At 72.2% G+C, this 19,457-nt stretch carries 14 protein-coding genes; 6 read left to right on the top strand and 8 right to left on the bottom strand.

The window, feature by feature from the left end; all coding sequences use genetic code 11:
- The first annotated feature begins 43 nt into the window (after positions 1 to 43).
- The 5 genes from AY578_RS09150 to AY578_RS09130 all read left to right on the top strand — a co-directional run bounded on the left by AY578_RS09150 (position 44) and on the right by AY578_RS09130 (position 10,226).
- A complete protein-coding gene (locus tag AY578_RS09150; protein ID WP_019527390.1) occupies positions 44 to 1,738 on the top strand; it encodes a glycoside hydrolase family 13 protein in 1,695 nt (564 codons plus the stop codon).
- A 170-nt stretch (positions 1,739 to 1,908) separates the two neighbouring features.
- Entirely contained in the window at positions 1,909 to 3,282 is a 1,374-nt protein-coding gene (locus AY578_RS09145; protein ID WP_136237814.1) for an alpha-amylase, read from the top strand.
- Positions 3,283 to 3,429: 147 nt separating this feature from the next.
- A complete protein-coding gene (locus AY578_RS09140; RefSeq protein ID WP_258902239.1) occupies positions 3,430 to 4,095 on the top strand; it encodes a hypothetical protein in 666 nt (221 codons plus the stop codon).
- Positions 4,096 to 4,362: 267 nt separating this feature from the next.
- The gene (gene pulA / locus AY578_RS09135; RefSeq protein ID WP_258902238.1) at positions 4,363 to 9,801 is read left to right on the top strand and encodes a pullulanase-type alpha-1,6-glucosidase; all 5,439 of its coding nucleotides are present in this window, start codon (positions 4,363 to 4,365) and stop codon (positions 9,799 to 9,801) included.
- A gap of 65 nt (positions 9,802 to 9,866) precedes the next feature.
- Entirely contained in the window at positions 9,867 to 10,226 is a 360-nt protein-coding gene (locus tag AY578_RS09130) for a 5-carboxymethyl-2-hydroxymuconate Delta-isomerase (RefSeq protein WP_019522076.1), read from the top strand.
- A 4-nt stretch (positions 10,227 to 10,230) separates the two neighbouring features.
- Here the strand turns inward: AY578_RS09130 and AY578_RS09125 are convergent, their stop codons facing one another.
- The 3 genes from AY578_RS09125 to AY578_RS09115 form a co-directional block, all read right to left on the bottom strand.
- Positions 10,231 to 10,680, bottom strand: coding sequence for a hypothetical protein (locus tag AY578_RS09125; protein WP_037778126.1), 450 nt, complete (start codon positions 10,678 to 10,680; stop codon positions 10,231 to 10,233).
- The gene (locus AY578_RS09120; RefSeq protein ID WP_078504468.1) at positions 10,677 to 11,372 is read right to left on the bottom strand and encodes a TetR/AcrR family transcriptional regulator; all 696 of its coding nucleotides are present in this window, start codon (positions 11,370 to 11,372) and stop codon (positions 10,677 to 10,679) included. Before AY578_RS09120 ends, AY578_RS09125 begins: the two co-directional genes overlap by 4 nt.
- Before the next feature lie 65 nt (positions 11,373 to 11,437).
- The gene (locus AY578_RS09115) at positions 11,438 to 13,360 is read right to left on the bottom strand and encodes a hypothetical protein (protein ID WP_258902237.1); all 1,923 of its coding nucleotides are present in this window, start codon (positions 13,358 to 13,360) and stop codon (positions 11,438 to 11,440) included.
- A 192-nt stretch (positions 13,361 to 13,552) separates the two neighbouring features.
- On the opposite strand from AY578_RS09115, the gene AY578_RS09110 reads away from it, so the two are divergent.
- Positions 13,553 to 13,993, top strand: a complete 441-nt coding sequence (locus AY578_RS09110) for a hypothetical protein (protein WP_136237810.1) — start codon at positions 13,553 to 13,555, stop codon at positions 13,991 to 13,993.
- Between the two features lie 100 nt (positions 13,994 to 14,093).
- On the opposite strand, the gene AY578_RS09105 is transcribed toward AY578_RS09110, so the two are convergent.
- From AY578_RS09105 to AY578_RS09085, 5 genes are all read right to left on the bottom strand, one after another.
- Positions 14,094 to 15,626, bottom strand: coding sequence for a DUF1996 domain-containing protein (locus AY578_RS09105; RefSeq protein ID WP_136237809.1), 1,533 nt, complete (start codon positions 15,624 to 15,626; stop codon positions 14,094 to 14,096).
- 212 nt (positions 15,627 to 15,838) lie between these two features.
- A complete protein-coding gene (locus tag AY578_RS09100; RefSeq protein ID WP_019522070.1) occupies positions 15,839 to 16,492 on the bottom strand; it encodes a LuxR C-terminal-related transcriptional regulator in 654 nt (217 codons plus the stop codon).
- Positions 16,477 to 17,742: a sensor histidine kinase gene (locus tag AY578_RS09095; protein ID WP_019522069.1), complete on the bottom strand. Its 1,266-nt coding sequence runs from the start codon at positions 17,740 to 17,742 to the stop codon at positions 16,477 to 16,479. The genes AY578_RS09100 and AY578_RS09095 overlap by 16 nt, the downstream gene beginning before the upstream one ends.
- 68 nt (positions 17,743 to 17,810) lie before the next feature.
- The gene (locus AY578_RS09090) at positions 17,811 to 18,821 is read right to left on the bottom strand and encodes an NAD-dependent epimerase/dehydratase family protein (RefSeq protein WP_136237808.1); all 1,011 of its coding nucleotides are present in this window, start codon (positions 18,819 to 18,821) and stop codon (positions 17,811 to 17,813) included.
- Positions 18,822 to 18,888: 67 nt separating this feature from the next.
- Positions 18,889 to 19,437, bottom strand: coding sequence for a winged helix-turn-helix domain-containing protein (locus AY578_RS09085; RefSeq protein ID WP_136237807.1), 549 nt, complete (start codon positions 19,435 to 19,437; stop codon positions 18,889 to 18,891).
- Positions 19,438 to 19,457: the final 20 nt, after the last annotated feature.

Genomic DNA, 19,457 nt, shown 5'->3' with positions numbered 1-19,457 from the left:
CCTCCACTTAGCTTCCCTGCCCGAACCCCGTATCAAGGACGTCATGAGTCAGCAGCACTCCGCCGCCCCGGCCCCGACCCCCACGACCGACTCGGCCGTCGCCACCGTCGCGCGGCGCCGTGACTGGTGGCGGGACGCGGTGATCTACCAGGTGTACCCGCGCAGTTTCGCCGACAGCAACGGCGACGGCATGGGCGACCTGGAAGGCATCCGCTCCCGGCTGCCGTACCTGCGTGACCTCGGGGTGGACGCCGTGTGGCTGAGCCCCTTCTACGCCTCCCCGCAGGCCGACGCCGGGTACGACGTCGCCGACTACCGCGCCGTCGACCCGATGTTCGGCACCCTGCTCGACGCGGACGCGCTGATCCGTGACGCGCACGCGCTGGGTCTGCGGATCATCGTCGACCTGGTGCCCAACCACTCGTCCGACCAGCACGAGTGGTTCAAGCGCGCCCTCGCCGAGGGCCCCGGCTCGCCGCTGCGCGAGCGCTACCACTTCCGGCCCGGCAAGGGCGAGAACGGCGAACTGCCGCCCAACGACTGGGAGTCGATCTTCGGCGGCCCGGCGTGGACCCGGGTCACCGAGCCCGACGGCACCCCCGGCGAGTGGTACCTGCACCTCTTCGCGCCCGAGCAGCCCGACTTCAACTGGGAGCACCCGGCGGTCGGCGACGAGTTCCGCTCCATCCTGCGGTTCTGGCTGGACATGGGCGTGGACGGCTTCCGCATCGACGTGGCCCACGGCATGGTGAAGGCCGAGGGCCTGCCGGACCTGGGCTCGCACGACGAGATGCGGCTGCTGGGCAACGATGTCACCCCGTTCTTCGACCAGGACGGCGTGCACGACATCTACCGGCAGTGGCGTCTGATCCTCGACGAGTACTCCGGCGAGCGTATTTTCGTGGCGGAGGCATGGACCCCCACCGTCGAGCGGACCGCCAACTACGTCCGCCCGGACGAGCTGCACCAGGCGTTCAACTTCCAGTACCTGGCGTCGCACTGGGACGCGGCCGAGCTGCGCGAGGTCGTCGACCGCACCCTGGACTCGATGCGCCCGGTGGGCGCCCCGGCCACCTGGGTGCTGTCCAACCACGACGTCACCCGGCACGCCACCCGCTTCGCCAACCCCGCGGGCCTCGGCACCCAGATCCGCGAGGCCGGCGACCGTGAGCTGGGCCTGCGCCGGGCCCGCGCGGCGACCCTGCTGATGCTGGCGCTGCCCGGCTCGGCCTACGTCTACCAGGGCGAGGAGCTGGGCCTTCCGGACGTCGTGGACCTGCCGGACGAGGTGCGCCAGGACCCGGCGTACTTCCGCGGCGCGGGCCAGGACGGCTTCCGCGACGGCTGCCGCGTGCCGATCCCGTGGACCCGTGAGGGCTCCAGCTACGGCTTCGGCGACGGCGGCAGCTGGCTGCCGCAGCCCGAGGGCTGGGGCGAGCTGAGCGTCGAGGCGCAGACCGGCGTGCCCGGCTCCACGCTGGAGCTGTACCGCTCGGCGCTCGCCGTGCGCCGTGAGCAGGCGGACCTGGGCGCGGGCGACGCGGTCGAGTGGCTGACCGCGCCCGAGGGCGTGCTGGCCTTCCGCCGCGGCGACTTCGTGTGCGTCGCCAACACCACGGGCGCCCCGGTGACGGTACCCGCCTACGGCCGGGTGCTGATCACCAGCGGCGAGGTGGAGGAGACGGGCGGCGAGGCCGTGGTCGCGGCCGACACCACCGTGTGGTGGACGACGGCCTGACGGTCGTACGCCTCGCAACTTTTTTCCTTCAAGTTGGTACGGCCCGCTGCCCTTTCGGGTTGCGGGCCTCTAACATCTGCGTTGCCGCAAGGTTGCTGAACCTTTCTGCAAGAGGATTCAACCAACCTGTGCCGGTACTCCCCACACCCTTCGATGAAGAAGGACCTCACATGGCACGCAGAACCCTCGCCGGGATGGCCGCCCTCGTGGCCGCCTCGGCTGTCATGACCCCGACAGTGGCAGAGGCCTCCCCGCCCGGCTCGAAGGACGTCACGGCCGTCCTCTTCGAGTGGAACTTCGCCTCGGTCGCCCGCGAGTGCACCACCACCCTCGGCCCCGCGGGCTACGGCTACGTGCAGGTCTCCCCGCCCGCCGAGCACATACAGGGCTCGCAGTGGTGGACCTCGTACCAGCCCGTCAGTTACAAGATCGCCGGACGGCTCGGCGACCGCTCCGCCTTCAAGAACATGGTGGACACGTGTCACGCGGCCGGCGTGAAGGTCGTCGTCGACACCGTGATCAACCACATGTCCGCCGGCAGCGGCACGGGCACCGGCGGCTCGTCGTACACGAAGTACAACTACCCGGGCCTGTACTCCTCCTACGATTTCGACAACTGCACGTCGGAGATCACCAACTACGGCGACCGCTGGAACGTCCAGAACTGCGAACTGGTCGGCCTGGCCGACCTCGACACCGGTGAGGACTACGTCCGCGGGGCCATCGCCGGGTACATGAACGACCTGCTCTCCCTCGGCGTGGACGGCTTCCGCATCGACGCGGCCAAGCACATCGCCGCCGCCGACCTCGCCAACATCAAGTCCCGCCTGAACAACCCCTCCGCGTACTGGAAGCAGGAGGTCATCTACGGCGCCGGCGAGGCCGTCCAGCCCACCGAGTACACCGGCACCGGCGACGTCCAGGAGTTCCGCTACGCCTACGACCTCAAGCGGGTCTTCAACAACGAGAACCTCGCCTACCTGAAGAACTACGGCGAGGGCTGGGGCTATCTGAACAGCGGCTCCGCCGGCGTCTTCGTCGACAACCACGACACCGAGCGCAACGGCTCCACGCTCAGCTACAAGGACAACGCCACCTACACCCTGGCCAACGTCTTCATGCTGGCCTGGCCCTACGGCGCCCCGGACATCAACTCCGGCTACGAGTTCTCCAACAACGACGCCGGACCGCCCAACGGCGGCCGCGTGGACGCCTGCTGGCAGAGCGGCTGGAAGTGCCAGCACAACTGGCCGGAGATCAAGTCGATGGTCGGCTTCCGCAACGCCACCCGCGGCCAGGCCGTCACCAACTGGTGGGACAACGGCGGCGACGCCATCGCCTTCGGCCGGGGCAGCAAGGGCTTCGTGGCCGTCAACCACGAGTCCGGCTCCCTGACCCGCACCTACCAGACCTCCCTCCCGGCGGGCACGTACTGCGACGTGCAGAGCAACAAGGCAGTGACGGTGAACAGTTCGGGTCAGCTCACCGCGACCCTCGGCAGCAACACCGCCCTCGCCGTGTACGCGGGCAAGAGCTCCTGCTGAAGCACAACTGTGACGTCCGGCGGCCGGTTCCGCGGCCGCCGGACGTTAGCGTGATCACGGGGTCCGCACCGGCCCCTGCCGGGTGAGGAGAGGCGGCGCGATCCCTTCCACGCGTCCGTCTTCCGCGCCGCAGGGGGAGCCATCCGCATGGCTTACAACAACAACACCGCCGGACGCCCGCCCGGGCGCGGTGCGGCGCGCCTGAAGGCGCTGCTGGTCCCGCTGATCCTGATCGGCGCGATCGTCGGCTACAACGTCTCCAGGGACGACGACTCCTCGTCCGCCTCCTCGCCGCTGCCGTCGTCCTCGTCGTCCTCCACGGCGCCGGACGAGAAGTCCGGCGAGTGGAAGACCGGCGACTGCGGCGGCCCGGACCCCGAGGGATCCGGCGACAGTTACCAGGCGTTCGACTGCGACGACCCCGGCGCCACCTTCAAGGCACTGGAGATCATGGACGCGGCCATCCTGCCGGACTCCATCCAGTGCCCGGCCGGCACCGACATCATCATCCAGGTGTCCCTCACCTTCGGCTCCTCCGACGGCGGCATCCCGAACAGCACCGTCTGCGGACGCAACCTGTCCGCCGACCACCCCGGTGACGCGGGCGCCGGCGGCGGCCAGCTGGTGAAGGGCGACTGCATCGACTCGAGCGCCCAGGAGATCGCCTGCGCCCAGGCCGGGTCCGCCGACTACAAGCTCCTCGGCCTGACCAAGACGGAGGCCGAGTGCCCCTCGGGCACCACGGACCCGCTGAAGCTGACGATCGCGATCGGCCGTCCGTACGACTACATCTGCGCCACCGCGGCCGCCTGACGGGCGGTCCGCCCCGCGTGCACCCCGCGCCGCCGGTCTCCGCGACAGGAGGCCGGCGGCGCGCCGCTTTTCCCCTCCTTGCCCGCCTGACTCGTCCGCCCCTGCCGGAAAACTCCCGCTGGAAGTTCTTGCCGACGCTTTCACGACTATTGCTGTAAGGCTTTCAACGACGGTACGGTCACGCCGACGCTCCGGTGATGTGGCCGAAACAGTCCGCCGGGGCGTGGGGTCGGACCCAATGAGCCGTAAGCACAAGGAGTTCACGCCTTGATACCCAGATGGCCCGCGCCCCCGGGGCGCCGCACCGCGCGGGGCCGCCGCGTCGCCGCCGTCACGGTGGCCGCGCTCGCCGCGGCACTCGTGCAGCCGGTCGCCGCCCGAGCCGCCACCCCGCCCGCGCCCCCCTCGGACGCGAAGCTCGCCTCCTCCCCGGCGCGCCACGACCTGACGCGGGAGCAGTTCTACTTCGTCCTGCCGGACCGTTTCGCCAACGGGGACGCCAAGAACGACCGCGGCGGACTGACCGGTTCGCGCCTCACCCACGGGTACGACCCCACCGACAAGGGCTTCTACCAGGGCGGCGACCTCAAGGGCCTCACCCAGAAGCTCGACTACATCAAGGGGCTCGGCACCACCGCGATCTGGCTGGCGCCGATCTTCAAGAACCAGCCCGTGCAGGGCACCGGCAAGGACGCCTCGGCCGGCTACCACGGGTACTGGATCACCGACTTCACCCAGGTCGACCCGCACTTCGGCACCAACCAGGACCTCGAGACCCTCGTCGACAAGGCCCACGCCAAGGGCATGAAGGTCTTCTTCGACGTCATCACCAACCACACCGCCGACGTCGTCGACTACGAGGAGAAGTCCTACGACTACCTCTCCAAGGGCGCCTTCCCGTACCTGACGCAGGACGGCGTGCCCTTCGACGACTCCGACTACGCCGACGGGAAGAAGGCGTTCCCGCGCGTGGACGCCGGAACCTTCCCGCGCACCCCCGTGGTGCCCGCGGCGAAGAAGCGCCTCAAGGTGCCGTCCTGGCTCAACGACACGTCGATGTACCACAACCGCGGCGACTCCACCTTCGCCGGCGAGTCGGCCGAGTACGGCGACTTCTCCGGCCTCGACGACCTGTGGACCGAGCGTCCCGAGGTCGTCGACGGCATGGAGAAGATCTACCAGCGGTGGGTGCGGGACTTCGACATCGACGGCTTCCGGATCGACACCGTGAAGCACGTCAACATGGAGTTCTGGACCCAGTGGGCCACCGCGCTCGACGCCTACGCGGCGAAGCACGGCCGGGACGACTTCTTCATGTTCGGCGAGGTGTTCTCCTCCGACACGAACGTCACCGCGCCCTACGTCACGCAGGGCCGGCTCGACGCCACCCTCGACTTCCCCTTCCAGGAGGCGGCCCGCGCCTACGCCTCCCAGAGCGGCAGCGCGAAAAAGCTCGCCTCGGTCTTCGGCGACGACTTCAAGTACACGACCGACAAGGCCAACGCGTACGAGCAGGTCACCTTCCTCGGCAACCACGACATGGGCCGCATCGGGACGTTCCTGAAGCAGGACAACCCCGAGGCGTCCGACGCGGAGCTGCTGCGGCGGGACATGCTCGCCAACGAGCTGATGTTCCTCAGCCGCGGCAACCCGGTCGTCTACTACGGCGACGAGCAGGGCTTCACCGGCGCCGGCGGCGACAAGGATTCCCGCCAGACCCTCTTCGCGTCCCGAACCGCCGACTACCTCGACGACGACCTGATCGGCACCGACCGCACCCACGCCGAGGACACCTACGACACCCGCTCCCCGCTCTACCGGCAGATCAGCGCCCTCGCCGAGCTCCGCAAGGCCCACCCGGCGCTGACCGACGGCGTCCAGCAGGAGCGGTACGCCGACGACGGCCCCGGCGTCTACGCCTTCTCGCGCACCGCGACCGGCAAGGACACCACCGAGTACGTCGTCGCCTTCAACAACGCCCCGGAGACCAAGCGGGCCACCTTCGCGACCGGCTCCGCGGGGATGACCTTCAAGGGCATCCACGGCACCGACGCGACCGTGCGCAGCGACGCCGACAAGAAGATCACCGTCTCCGTCCCGGCCCGCTCCGCGATCGTCCTGAAGGCCGCCGCCCCGCTCGCCGAGCCCGAGGCGAAGCCCACGCTCACCCTGAGGGCCCCCGAGGCGGGCGCCACCGGCACCGTCGAGGTCACCGCCGACGTCCAGGGCGGCCGGCTCAACCGGGTCGTCTTCGCCGCCCAGACCGGCAACGGCACCTGGCGGACGCTCGGCTCCGCCGACCACGCCCCCTACAAGGTCACCCACACCATCGGCGAGGACGTGCCCGCCGGCACCGCCCTGCGCTACAAGGCCGTCGTGATCGACTCGGCCGGCCGCACCGCGAGCGCCCTGGCCGCCTCCACGACCGGCACCCCGCCCGCCGAGGAGGAGCCCGCCGCCGCCTCCCGTGACTACGCGATCGTCCACTACCAGCGCCCCGACGGCGACTACGCGGACTGGAGCCTGTACGCCTGGGGCGACCTGGCGGACGGCGAGGCCACCGAGTGGCCGACGGGCCACGCCTTCACCGGCCGTGACGCCTACGGCGCCTTCGCCTGGGTCAAGCTGAAGCCGGGCGCCTCCGACGTCGGCTTCCTCGTCGTCGACAAGGACGGCAACAAGGACGTCGCGACCGACCGCACCATCGACGTCACCCGCACCGGCGAGATCTGGATCAAGCAGGGCGACGAGACCGTCACCACCGAGCGGCCCGAGTACCCGGCGCAGGACACCACCAAGGCCGTCCTGCACTACCACCGCGCTGGGGGTACCTCCCAGGCTTTCGGCTCTGGGGGAGGGAAGTACGACGGCTGGGGCCTGCACACCTGGACCGGCGCCGCGAACCCCACCGACTGGTCGAAGCCGCTGGAGCCGGTGAAGACTGACGCGTATGGCGCTGTGTTCGAGGTGCCGCTCGCCGAGGGTGCGACCAGCCTCAGCTACATCCTCCACAAGGGCGACGAGAAGGACCTCCCGACCGACCAGTCGCTTGACCTCAAGGCCAACGGTCACGAGGTGTGGCTGGTGAGCGGGCAGGAGAAGTACCTGCTGCCGCAGCCCGCCGGGTCCGCGGCCGCCCTCGACCTGACCACCTCCAAGGCGGTCTGGATCGACCGCTCCACCCTCGTCTGGGACGGCTCCGCCGCGGCCGCCTCCACCCAGCTCCTCGCCTCCCGCACCGGCTCGGTCGCGGTGAAGGACGGGAAGCTGGACACCGGCGACGCCCGCTGGATCCGCCTGACGAAGTCGGCGCTCACCGACGCGCAGAAGGCGCAGTTCCCCCACCTCGCCAAGGGCACCGCCTGGACCGTCGACCCGCGTGACCGTGACCAGGTGCGTGAGGCCCTGCGCGGCCAGGTCGTCGCCACCCAGCGCGCGGCCAACGGCGCGGTGCTCGCCGCCACCGGCGTGCAGATCGCCGGCGTCCTCGACGACCTGTACGCCTCCGGCGCCACGAAGGCGCGGCTCGGCCCGGTGTTCCACAACAACCGGCCCACCCTGTCCGTGTGGGCGCCGACCGCCCGGAAGGCCGCCCTGGAGATCGGCGGCCGTACGGTCGCCATGCGCCGCGACGACGCCACCGGCGTCTGGTCCGTCACCGGCCCCGCCTCCTGGAAGGGCAAGGAGTACCGGTACGCGGTGACCGTGTGGGCGCCCGCCGCCGGCGAGGTCGTCACCAACAAGGTCACCGACCCGTACGCGACCGCCCTGACCACCGACTCCGAGCGCAGCCTCGTCGTCGACCTGGCCGACCGGTCCCTCCGGCCGCGCGGCTGGGACAGCTACACCAAGCCCAAGGCGGTGCCGCTGAAGGACGCGCAGATCCAGGAGCTGCACATCCGCGACTTCTCCGTCGAGGACCGCACGGCCGAGCACCCGGGCACCTACCTGGCGTTCACCGACAAGGACAGCGACGGCAGCAGGCACCTGCGGAAGCTGGCGCAGGCCGGCACCTCGTACGTGCACCTGCTGCCCGCGTTCGACATCGCCACCATCCCGGAGAAGAAGTCCGAGCAGGCGACCGTCGACTGCGACCTCGCCTCCTACCCGGCCGGCTCCGACAAGCAGCAGGAGTGCGTCGCCAAGGTGGCGGCCAAGGACGCCTACAACTGGGGCTACGACCCGTACCACTACACGGTCCCCGAGGGCTCCTACGCCACCGACCCGGACGGCACGGCCCGCACGGTCGAGTTCCGGAAGATGGTCAAGGCGCTCAACGAGGACGGCCTGCGCGTGGTGATGGACGTGGTCTACAACCACACCGCCGCCCACGGCCAGGCGAAGACCTCCGTCCTCGACCGGATCGTCCCCGGCTACTACCAGCGGCTGCTCGCCGACGGCTCCGTCGCCAACAGCACCTGCTGCTCCAACACGGCGCCCGAGAACGCCATGATGGGCAAGCTGGTCGTCGACTCGGTCGTCACCTGGGCCAAGGAGTACAAGGTCGACGGGTTCCGCTTCGACCTCATGGGCCACCACCCGAAGGAGAACATCCTCGCCGTCCGCAAGGCCCTCGACGCCCTCACGCCGAAGAAGGACGGCGTCGACGGCAAGAAGATCATCCTGTACGGCGAGGGCTGGAACTTCGGCGAGATCGCCGACGACGCCCGCTTCGTGCAGGCCACGCAGAAGAACATGGCCGGCACCGGCATCGCCACCTTCTCCGACCGGGCCCGTGACGCCGTGCGCGGCGGCGGCCCCTTCGACGAGGACCCCGGCGTGCAGGGCTTCGCCTCCGGCCTCTACACCGACCCCAACTCCTCGGCCGCCAACGGCACCCCGGCCGAGCAGAAGGCACGGCTGCTGCACTACCAGGACCTCATCAAGGTGGGCCTGAGCGGCAACCTCGCCGACTACACGTTCACCGACACCAGCGGCAAGCAGGTCAAGGGCTCCCAGGTCGACTACAACGGCGCCCCGGCCGGATACGCGGCCGCCCCCGGCGACGCCCTCGCCTACGCGGACGCGCACGACAACGAGTCGCTGTTCGACGCGCTCGCCTTCAAGCTGCCGAAGGACACCCCGGCCGCGGACCGCGCGCGCATGCAGGTCCTCGCCATGGCGACCGCCGCCCTCTCCCAGGGCCCGGCGCTCTCCCAGGCGGGCACCGACCTGCTGCGCTCCAAGTCCCTGGACCGCAACTCCTTCGACAGCGGCGACTGGTTCAACGCCATCCACTGGAACTGCGCGGACGGCAACGGCATGGGCCGGGGTCTGCCGCCGGCCGCCGACAACAAGGACAAGTGGCCGTACGCCAAGCCGCTGCTCGGCTCCGTCACGGTGGGCTGCCCGCAGATCGAGGGCGCCTCGGCCGCCTACCGGGACCTGCTGAAGATCCGTACGACGGAGAAGGCGTTCTCCCTCGGCACGGCCGAGCAGGTGCAGTCCCGGCTGTCGTTCCCGCTGTCCGGGAAGGACGAGACGCCCGGCGTCATCACCATGAAGCTGGGCGACCTGGTCGTGGTCTTCAACGCCACGCCCGAGCGGCAGCAGCAGCGCGTCTCCGCGCTCGCCGGGACGGACCACCGGCTGCACCCGGTGCAGGCGGCGGGCGGGGACCCGGTCGTGAAGACCTCGTCCTACGCGAAGGCGACCGGCACGTTCACCGTGCCGGCCCGCACGGTGGCGGTGTTCACCGCCGGCTGACCGGATGACCGGCCGACCGTGGCCGCGGCTAGTGTGGGCCCTCCTGACCTGGACCAGGAGGGCCCATGCCGCAGATCACCGTCGACTACTCGGACAACCTCGCGGACGGTTTCGACCGGCCCGCCTTCGCGCGGGACCTGCACTCCGCCGTGGTGGAGATCGCGGCGGCGAAACCGCCCGCCTGCAAGACCCGCTTCCGGCGCACCGAGGACCCGGTGGTCGGCCCCGACACCGAGGGCCACGCCCTGGTCCACGTCCACATCGCCCTGCTGCCCGGCCGCACCGACGAAACCAAGTCACGCCTCACGGAGACGGTCCTCGACCTGCTGCGGCAGTACGTGAAGCCGGCCGACGGCCAGCTGCTGCACGCCTCGGCCGAGATCCGCGACCTCGACCCGTCCTACCGGAAGTTCGAGGGGGAGTAGCCCCTCAGGACAGGTCGGGGCGGCCCAGCCACGCCGGCACCACCGGCACGCCGTCCTCGTCCCGCTGAGCCAGCTGCTCCGGGGTCGGGCGAGGTGGCGGGGGCGGCCCCTCCTCGGCCGGCTCCGGGGCGGGCGCCGACTCCTCGACGACGGGCTCCGGCTCGCACGGCGCGGCCGAGTCCTCCAGCAGCTCCGCCACCGTGAACCGGGTGAGGAACGAGCGCCACGCCCCGTCGACGACGAGCAGGAAGCCGTCGTTGTCCCTGAGCAGGCGGCGCCGGTCGTGGTTGAAGGGGTGGGCGGGCACGTACGCCCGCGCCCGCCGCTCCAGCTCCGCGAGCGCCTCCTCCCGGCTCCCCTCCACGTGCGCCACCACCGTGGCCTCCGTGTGCTTGCGCTCCCCGGTGCCCACGGTCGTCTCCACGACCAGGCCCCACGTGGTCACCGCGCTCACTCCTGCGCCAGCGAGATCATCCGCGCGGCGAGGTCGGTGAACGGGCCGTCGCCCGGTTCCTGTTTCAGCAGGCCGCGCAGCAGCGTGGCGAGTTCCTCGTCGCGTGCCGCGGCGACCGCGGCCAGGGCCGCGAAGTCCTGGACCAGCTTGGTCTCCAGCTCCTCGCGCGGCACCCGCCGCCCGTCCAGCCAGATCAGCGCCGTCGACTCCACCAGCGAGATCCACGAGCGCACCACCAGTTCGAGCCGGACGGGCGCCGGGCCCACCACGCCCATGTGCGCCAGCATCTGCTCGTACGCGGCCTGACGCACCGAGTCCACCAGCGCGTTGGTGGTGGAGGAGCCCACGGCGGGGCCGCCGCGCATCAGGGCGGAGAAGCCGGGGCCGTGTTCCTCCACGAAGTCGAAGAAGCGCGCCATCACCCGCCGCAGCCGCGACCCCAGCGGGCCCTCGTGCGGCTCGGCGAACCGGGACGACAGGTCCTCCGCCGCCCGCCTCAACGCGGCCTCGTACAGGCTCAGTTTGCCGGGGAAGTAGTGGTAGACGAGCGGGCGCGAGATGCCCGCGCGGGACGCTATCTCGTCGATCGAGACCTCGTCCGGGGAATGCTTGCTGAACAGTTCGAGAGCCACGCCGATCAACTGCTGCCGGCGCTCCTCGACTCCCATCCTCCGGCGTACCCCGGTACTCATACGAACACCTTACCGATCGATTCCGGCCTCCCACGGGCCGGAGCCGGCACCGGTGTTCCCCCGGATCACCGCAGCCCGCCGACCGACCCCCCGTCCTCAAGTGTGCCCTTGAGGTCGGCCCGCGCACCCTTTTCCGCGCGTACCGACAGCATCCGGTCCTTCGCCTTGCCCTCGACGTCGCCGGTCGCCTCCACGGACGTCACCCCGTCGCTGCCGGCCGCGAGCAGGTGCCAGGTGCCGTCGGCGGACTTCCACAACACGCCCGCCAGCACGTCCGGTTGCCGTTTCCCGCAGGCGGGCACGTTCTCCGCGCGCGCCGCCACCGCCCCGTACCGCGCGCCCGGCGAACGGAACTGCGCCAGCACCCGCGCCCCGGTGCCCCGCCAGGTCTCCCCGCGCGTGCACAGCCACTCGGCCTCTTCGTCGGTGCCGGGCAGCGGCTGCTCCGCGTACGCCCAGGCGTTCACGCTGCGCACGCCCGCCGACCGCATCACCGCGAGCGAGCAGGCGTACGGCTCCCAGAGGTGCCGTGCCTTCGCACCGGACACGTCCTTCACCTCGCCCGGACGGCCGGTGGTCAGCCGCGCCGGGACCAGCTCGCCCAGGTCGGTGAAGAGCCGGGTGTCCGTGCCGTCGGTCAGCTCCAGCGCGTTCCACGCCGTGCACGGCTCCCGCCCCTGCCCGGAGAGGAACGGCCCGGTCACCCCGTCCTGCAGGGGCAGCTCCTTCGCACCCTCGTCCGGATCGCGCAGATCCCGCTCGCCCGCCTCGCGCACCCACGGGGCCAGCAAGAAGCGGACGTTGCCGTCCGAGCGGCTCAGCACCACCGCGCTCGCACCGGCCCGCCCGGCGCCGTCGACCCGCGCCAGGTCCAGGACCGCGCCCCGTTCCCCCTGCTCCGGCTCGGCGTACCGGGCGAGACGCCAGCCGTCGTACAGGATCACCACGCGTGCGGCGTCCACCGTGCCCGCGTACAGCAGCTGGGGCGGTCCGGCGGGCCCGCCCGAGGGGGTGCCCGGGGTCGCCGACGCCGTGACGCCCTCACCCGGCCGCGCCCACACGGCGAGCGCGCGGCGCAGCAGCGCCCGGTCGCCGGTGAGCGTCCCCCGCGCCGGCCACACCGAGAAGTCCGTACGAGCCGACGTCTGCCACGCCGACGCCGGCGCCCGCGTCAGCTTCGCCGGGTCCAGCGCGGCCTGCGCGGCCGCATTGCGCGCGTACGGGGGAGCGGCCGGGCCGTCGGCGCCCCAGCCGTCCCCGGGCAGCGACAGCAGCGCCCCGCACACCGCCAGCGCCGCCGCCCCGACCAGCGTGGCCTTCAGATGCCGGCGGCGGCGCAGCAGGTCCGTCGGCCGGGCCTGCAGCGCACAGGGGTCGAACTCGGGCGACTCCAGCAGCCGGTACGGATCCGGGACGGAGTCGGCCTCCGCCAGCGCGGCGTCCGGGTCGGCGACGCCCGCGTCGTCCAGCACCCGGCGCACGTCGGCGTCCGGCAGCAGCTCAAGACCGCGCAGCGCGTGCGCGGCACGCGCGGGACCGGACAGCGCCGACAGCCGCTGGTCCAGCGCCAGTTCCTCGGCGCCGCCCGGCCGTGGGAACACCTGCAGGCCCCACACCTGCGGCAGCAGCGGCGGCAGCTGGGCCCGCTTCGGCAGGCCCCGGCGGCGCAGCGGCAGACCCGCCTCCAGCGCCGACCGCACCACGTGCAGCCGCACCAGCGCGTACCCGGGGTCGCCGTCCCGGCCGGCGCTCTGCGCGGGGATCAGCGGCGCGTCGGCCCGGCCCCGGGGCAGTGCCCGCTGGACCAGCGCGTGCGCGGTGAGCACCCGCCGGGTGCGGCTCATACGGGACGGCAGCACCACATAGGCGAGCCGCACGAGCCGCGGATAGTGCTCGACGAGCGCGGCCTCGGCCTGTTCGACGTCCACGGCCGGACCGGCCGTGGAGGAGGGCGCGGGGGACTGGGCGGCGGCATCCTGTGACTGCACGTCCAGCAGAACGAGCGAATCCGCCGTTGGTCACCTGGCACCCGCGCCCTTCCGGCCACCGGGAGCGCGGACGCTGTGCGGCGATTGAGCGCCGGGCGCGCCGCAGCCGTATCGAAGGGCGAGGGCCCCGCGCCGGGGCTCCGCGCGGCATGTCGCCGCCCCACGATGTCGCCGTCAGAACCGGAGGAACACATGAGGGTGACCCGACCGAAGCTCGCGCTGACCTGCGCGGTGGCGGCCCTGGCGCTCGCGGGCTGCGGGTCCGGCGGCCACGAGGGGCACGGGGGGCACGAGGTGCCGCCCACCGCCACCGGCAGCCTGGAGAAGCTGGCGGCCGAGGTGAAGTGCGACCCCGACATGCAGACCGACGCCGACACCATCCGGCAGGCGCTGTGCAAGAAAGGCGGCGAGAAGTTCGTCCTCGCCACCTTCTCCACCGACCGGGGCCAGGCCGAGTGGCTCGACACGGCCAAGGACTACGGCGGCCACTACCTGGTGGGCCGCAAGTGGGTGGCCGTAGGCGGGGCCGAGACGGTCCAGGAACTGCGCGGCACCCTCGGCGGGGACCTGGAGGAGGGCACCCAGCACGGCGGGGCCTCCCACGACGGCGGCGGTCACGGCCACTCCGGCTGACCTCCGGCCGCACCGCACACGGAAGGGGCCGGAGGCGGGGGTTCCCGCCTCCGGCCCCTTCCCGTGGGCGTGGACCGTTCTCAACCGGCGTCGACCGCCGTCACTCGCAGTCCTGGCCGCTGTTGACGCACTGCACCACCTGGTTCATCAGGTCCTCGTCCATGACGTTGATGAAGTCGTTGTGGTCCGTGATCGGCTTGTGCAGCTGCTCCGGGAAACCGTCCACGGCGTACGGGTTCTTCACCTGACCGTTCTCGACGGTCGGCGCGGGAACGTCGTAGACCAGGCGGACCTGGAGCTGCGGGATGGCCTGGAAGCCCTCCGGGCAGCTGCCGTCCTGCTGGACGAAGGCCACGTGGTCGCGGTGGTTGGCGCTGTCGATGTTCTGTCCGTCCCAGCAGCTCTGGAAGTTGGACGTGCGCACCACCTGGCTGCCCTCGGGGCAGATCACGTACTTGTCCGTGACCTGGCGGTCCTCGAACCCGGTGCAGCTGAACGACGTGTTGGCGTTGGCCAGGCCGTTGGTGAACGCCTTGGCGTCACCGGTGATGATGCGCAGGAACTTCGGCATCGCGACGACCTCGCTCGTCCGGTTGCCGACGAACTTGATCTCCGCCTGCTGCGCCTTGAGGATCTTGCCGACGTTGCCCTCGGCGCCGCCGCCCAGGTCGTTGGCGTCGAACTCCTGCGTGCCGTCCTGGAGCCGGAGCACGGGCCAGTAGTAGGTGGACTTGTCGCCCTGGTTCTGGCAGGTCGTGTCGGCGTTGTTCAGGTCGTCGTCGCTGGCGAAGGCCGTGTTGCTCTGGTTGCCCACGTAGTCGTGCGTGTGGTGGGCGCCGTTGTCGACACCGGGGGCGACGATGATGTTGTCGCTGTTGAACAGGTTGTTCTCGTTCACACCGCACTTGGTGGTGAACGATCCGGTGGAGCCGGTGTCTCCGTTCGCGGCGAGGCCGTTCTGCAGGTCGCGGCTGTTCGGCTGGACGTCGTTGATGTCGACGAAGTCCTCGGCGAACGGGCCCGCGGCGCCGTTGCCGTTGTCGGCGGGCGGCTGCCCGTTGCCCTGGCCGCCGTCCTGACCGCCGCCGTCGTTCTGGCCGCCGCCGTCCTGACCGCCGCCGTCCTGGCCGTCGCCCTGACCGCCGTCACCGTTGCCGGGCGGCTGCTCCGCGGGCACGCCCTGGCAGCGGGCGAACCGGCCGAAGTCACGCCCCTGGCCGCCGGCCCGCTTGATGCTGACGTTGATGCGGTCCAGGGTGGCCGCGCGCTTGTCCTTCAGCGGGCCGAGGATGGCGTTGTCGACGTAGTTCGCGTCGCCCTCCTGCGCCTGGCGCGTCTCGGCGAGGCGCGCGTACGCCTCGGTGATCTGGCGGTCGAGGTTCGCCAGTTCCCGCGCGACGCCCCAGCGGGCCTTGCGGGGCACCCTGTTCAGCTTCTGGCCGACGTCAGGACAGTTGATCGTGGCGACCCGGACCTGCCCCGACCTGGTGGTGTTGTGCCCGCCGTTCTTCTCGTGCGCCGAGGCGTAGAAGTTGGCCCAGACCAGACCGCCCCCACCGATCGCCAGGGCCGCCGCCCCGGCTATCACCTTGGTGGCCAGCGGTGTACGGCGTTTTCTCGTGTTGCGTCCCATGGAACTCCTCTGACTTCCTTGCGGGGCATCCCTTGCGGGGCATCGAGGCGCCCGTGAGGGGAAGCGGCGCCCATGAGTACGCGCTCCGCCCCACGGGTGTTCACCCGTCACAGGAATCGGTACGAAGGCAGTGCCGTTCCGCAGGTTTCAACAGACTTGCAGATACCGGGAGTTGTCGATCCCCCACCCGGCGTGCATCCCGGCGTCCGGTTTCACCGGCCGTGGTCGAGATACGCGAGAACCGCCAGCACGCGGCGGTTGTCGTCGTCCGACACCTCCAGGCCCAGTTTCGCGAAGATGTTCGCGGTGTGCTTGGCGACGGCCCGTTCCGTCACCACCAGCCGGCTCGCGATGGCCGCGTTCGTCCGCCCCTGCGCCATCAGCTCCAGCACCTCCCGCTCCCGGGGCGTGAGCCGCTCCAGCGGCCGGTCCTCGGCCGACCGCCGCGCCAGCAGCTGCTGGATCACCTGCGGGTCCATCGCCGTGCCGCCCGCCGCCACCCGCCGCACCGCGTCCGTGAACTGCTCCGCGTCGAACACCCGGTCCTTCAGCAGATAGCCCACCCCGCCGGCCCCGTCCGCCAGCAGCTCCCGCGCGTACAGCTGCTCCACGTGCTGGGACAGGACCAGCACCGGCAGCCCGGGCCGCCGGCGCCGGGCCTCCAGCGCGCACTGCAGCCCTTCGTCGGTCTGCGTCGGCGGCAGCCGCACGTCGACCACCGCCACGTCCGGCTCCTCCTCGGCCAGCGCCCGGCTCAGCTCCGGCCCGGACGCCACCGCCGCCGCGATCTCGAAGCCGTGCGCCTCGAGCAGCCGGACGAGTCCGTCGCGCAGCAGGAAGAGGTCTTCGGCTAGGACAACGCGCACGGGATCTCCACGGTGACCAGGGTGGGGCCGCCCGTGGGACTGCTGACGGCCAGGACCCCGTCGAATGTACCGAGCCTGCGCTCCACACCGGCCAGACCCGAACCGGCCCCGACCACCGCGCCGCCCCGCCCGTTGTCCGTGACGGTGACCCGCAGCCGGCCCTCCGCGTGGTGCGCGTCCACCCAGATCCGGTCCGCGCCGGAGTGTTTCACCGCGTTGGCGAGCACCTCGCTCACGGCGAAGTACGCGGCCGACTCCACGGGCGCGTCGGCCCGCCCGGGCAGCGACACGTTCACCTCCGTGGCCACCGGCAGCCGCAGCGCCAGCGCCCGCACCGCGTCCCCGAGCCCCCGCTCGGCCAGCACCGGCGGATGGATGCCCCGCACCAGCTCCCGCAGCTCGGTCAGCGCCTCCGCGGAGGACCGCCGGGCCCGCGCCAGCAGCTCCCGCGCCCGCTCCGGGTCCCGCTCGATGAGCGCCTCGACCGTCCCCAGGTCCATGCCGACGGCGACCAGACGCGCCTGCGCCCCGTCGTGCAGGTCCCGTTCGATGCGGCGCAGTTCGGCGGCGGACGCGTCCACCGCGTCCCGCCGGGTCTCGGTCAGCACCCGCACCCGTTCGGCCAGCTCGCTCCCGCCCGGCGCCAGCACGGCCCGGGCGAGCAGGAAGTGCGCGCGCAGCACCCGTACGGCGGTGAAGTGGCCGGCCACGAGCAGCGCGAGGGCGAGTGCTCCGGCGGCCAGCGCGGTCAGCTGCCCGGACACCGGCACGAAGCCGTACCACCACGGGTCCGGCAGCACCCGCCACAGCCCGGCCGCCACCGCGAGCCCCTCCAGCGGGTAGGCGAGCAGGGCGGCCGTCAGCACCGCGGTGACGAACCCGGCCGTCATGTCGACGAGCAGCCACAGCAGGTCCCGCCAGGTCGCCGGATCGCCCAGCATCCCGAACGTCCGCCCCCACGGGTTCGCGTCCTTCGGCAGCGGCCTGTACGCGCGCGGGATGCGTACCCCGGCCCACTCGGCCGCCAGCACCCTCCGCAGATCCGCGAACGCCCGCACGCCCCTCAGCACGTACGGGGTGGTGACGACGCCGACGCCGACGGGGATCAGGCCGATCGACACCACGGCCGTCACGAAGCACACCACCGCGCCCGGCAGCGACACCAGCGCCAGCGCGAGGCCTCGTACCGCCGCGAGCGGGAAGCCCCGCGCCGCGCCCGCCCCGCCGTGTCCGTCCGTCCCGGTCGTCATGGGCCCAGTCTCGCCGTCACCGGCCGCCCGCACACTGGGCCCGGCCCCCGGCCCGGGGGTGGGGCCACCTACACCCCCTGGGCCGCGGCCAGCACCTTCGCCTCGGTCTCCGGGTCCAGCCCCTTGGACGTGCGGTCCGGGCGCTGCGGGGCCGTGCCGCCGATCTCCCGCAGCCACGCCCAGGTGTCGGCGACGGTCTCCGCGACCGGACGGCAGCGCAGCCCGGTGGCGACCGCCCGGGAGACGTCCGCCGTGTGCAGGGTGTCGTGCAGGTCGGTGTGCGGCGGCACCCACACCGGGAGTTCGGTCCACGGCTCCACCCCGGTGTCGAGGATCACCTCGGGCGCCGTCCACCGCAGCTCGGCCGGACCCCCGGTCACCCGCACGCAGGCCTCGAGGAGCTCGCCCATGGTGGCGTGGCCCGACGGCGAGGTGAGGTTGTACGGCCCGCCGAGACCCTGCTCGGCCGCGTCGAGGATCCACTCCGCCTGGTCGCGGACGTCGACGTACTGCAGGGGCAGGTCCCGCGGGCCGGGGGCGAGCACCGGGCCGCCGCGCGCCGTGCGGTTCAGCCACCAGGGCAGCCGGCCCACGTTCTCGTACGGCCCGAGCAGCAGCCCGGACCGCACCAGCAGCGAACGGTCCGCGCCGAACGCCTCCTCCACGGCCAGCTCCCCGCCCCGCTTGTCTCGCGCGTAGTCCGTCGGCCCCGCGTCGGGGGAGGCGCCCTCCACCACGGGCGCGTCCTCGCCGTACCCGGCGGGCGGCGCCCACGCGTACACCGAGCGGGTCGACACGTACACGTACCGCCCGGCGCGGTCCCGCAGCAGCCGCGCCGTGTCCCGCACCGCGCGCGGGGCGGACGACCAGGTGTCGACGACGACGTCCCAGGCGCCCGGGTCGTCGTCGAGCGCCGCGAGCCCGTCCACCGCGGTGCGGTCGCCCAGCAGCCGGCGCACGCCGTCCGGCGCCGCGTGCCGTCCCCGGTGGAAGACGGTCACCTCCCAGCCCCGCGCGAGGGCCGCCTCGACGACCGCCCGGCCCGCGAACTCCGTACCACCCAGCACCAGAAGTCTCATACGGGGACTCTGCCGCGCCGGGCGGCACGGGGGAAGGGCGCTCTGCTGTCGGCAGACCGGGCCGCGTTCAGCGCCGCACGGGCGGCACGTACTTGTAGCCGACGCGGCGCACGGTGCGGATGGCGTCGCGGAACTCCGGGCCGAGCTTGCGGCGCAGCCGGGCGATGTGGACGTCGACGGTGCGGCCGTCGCCGACGTGGCCGTAGCCCCACACCGTGGACACCAGACGGTCCCGGGTGTGGACCCGGTCCGGGTGCGCCACGAGATGCGCGAGCAGCTCGAACTCCAGGTACGTCAGGTCCAGCTGGCGGCTGTCGGCCTCGGCGGTGCGACGCACCGGGTCGACGCGGATCAGCGTGCCGGCATCCTCGGCCGCGCCGGCCGGCGCGGGCGCGGCCTGCGGGAAGGGCGGCTGCCGGTCGGCGGGGACCAGCACCAGGTAGCCCACCATCGGCGGGCGGCCGGGCAGCACGGGCACGGCGTCCGGCGGGGCGGGCAGCAAGGTCGCGCCGGGCGGGAGGAGTTGTGCGACGGCCGCCACGTCGTCCCGGTCGACGGCACGCAGCTGGGCACCGGCGGAGGGAACGGGAAAGGAGAGGGAAGGGGTGGTCGCCATGGGACGTCAGCTCTTTCGCG

The organism is Streptomyces thermocarboxydus, from assembly GCF_024760485.1.
Taxonomy (GTDB): Bacteria; Actinomycetota; Actinomycetes; order Streptomycetales; family Streptomycetaceae; genus Streptomyces; species Streptomyces cellulosae.
The sequence above is the reverse complement of the archived record's forward strand: the minus strand, read 5'-3'. Positions and strand labels throughout refer to the sequence as shown.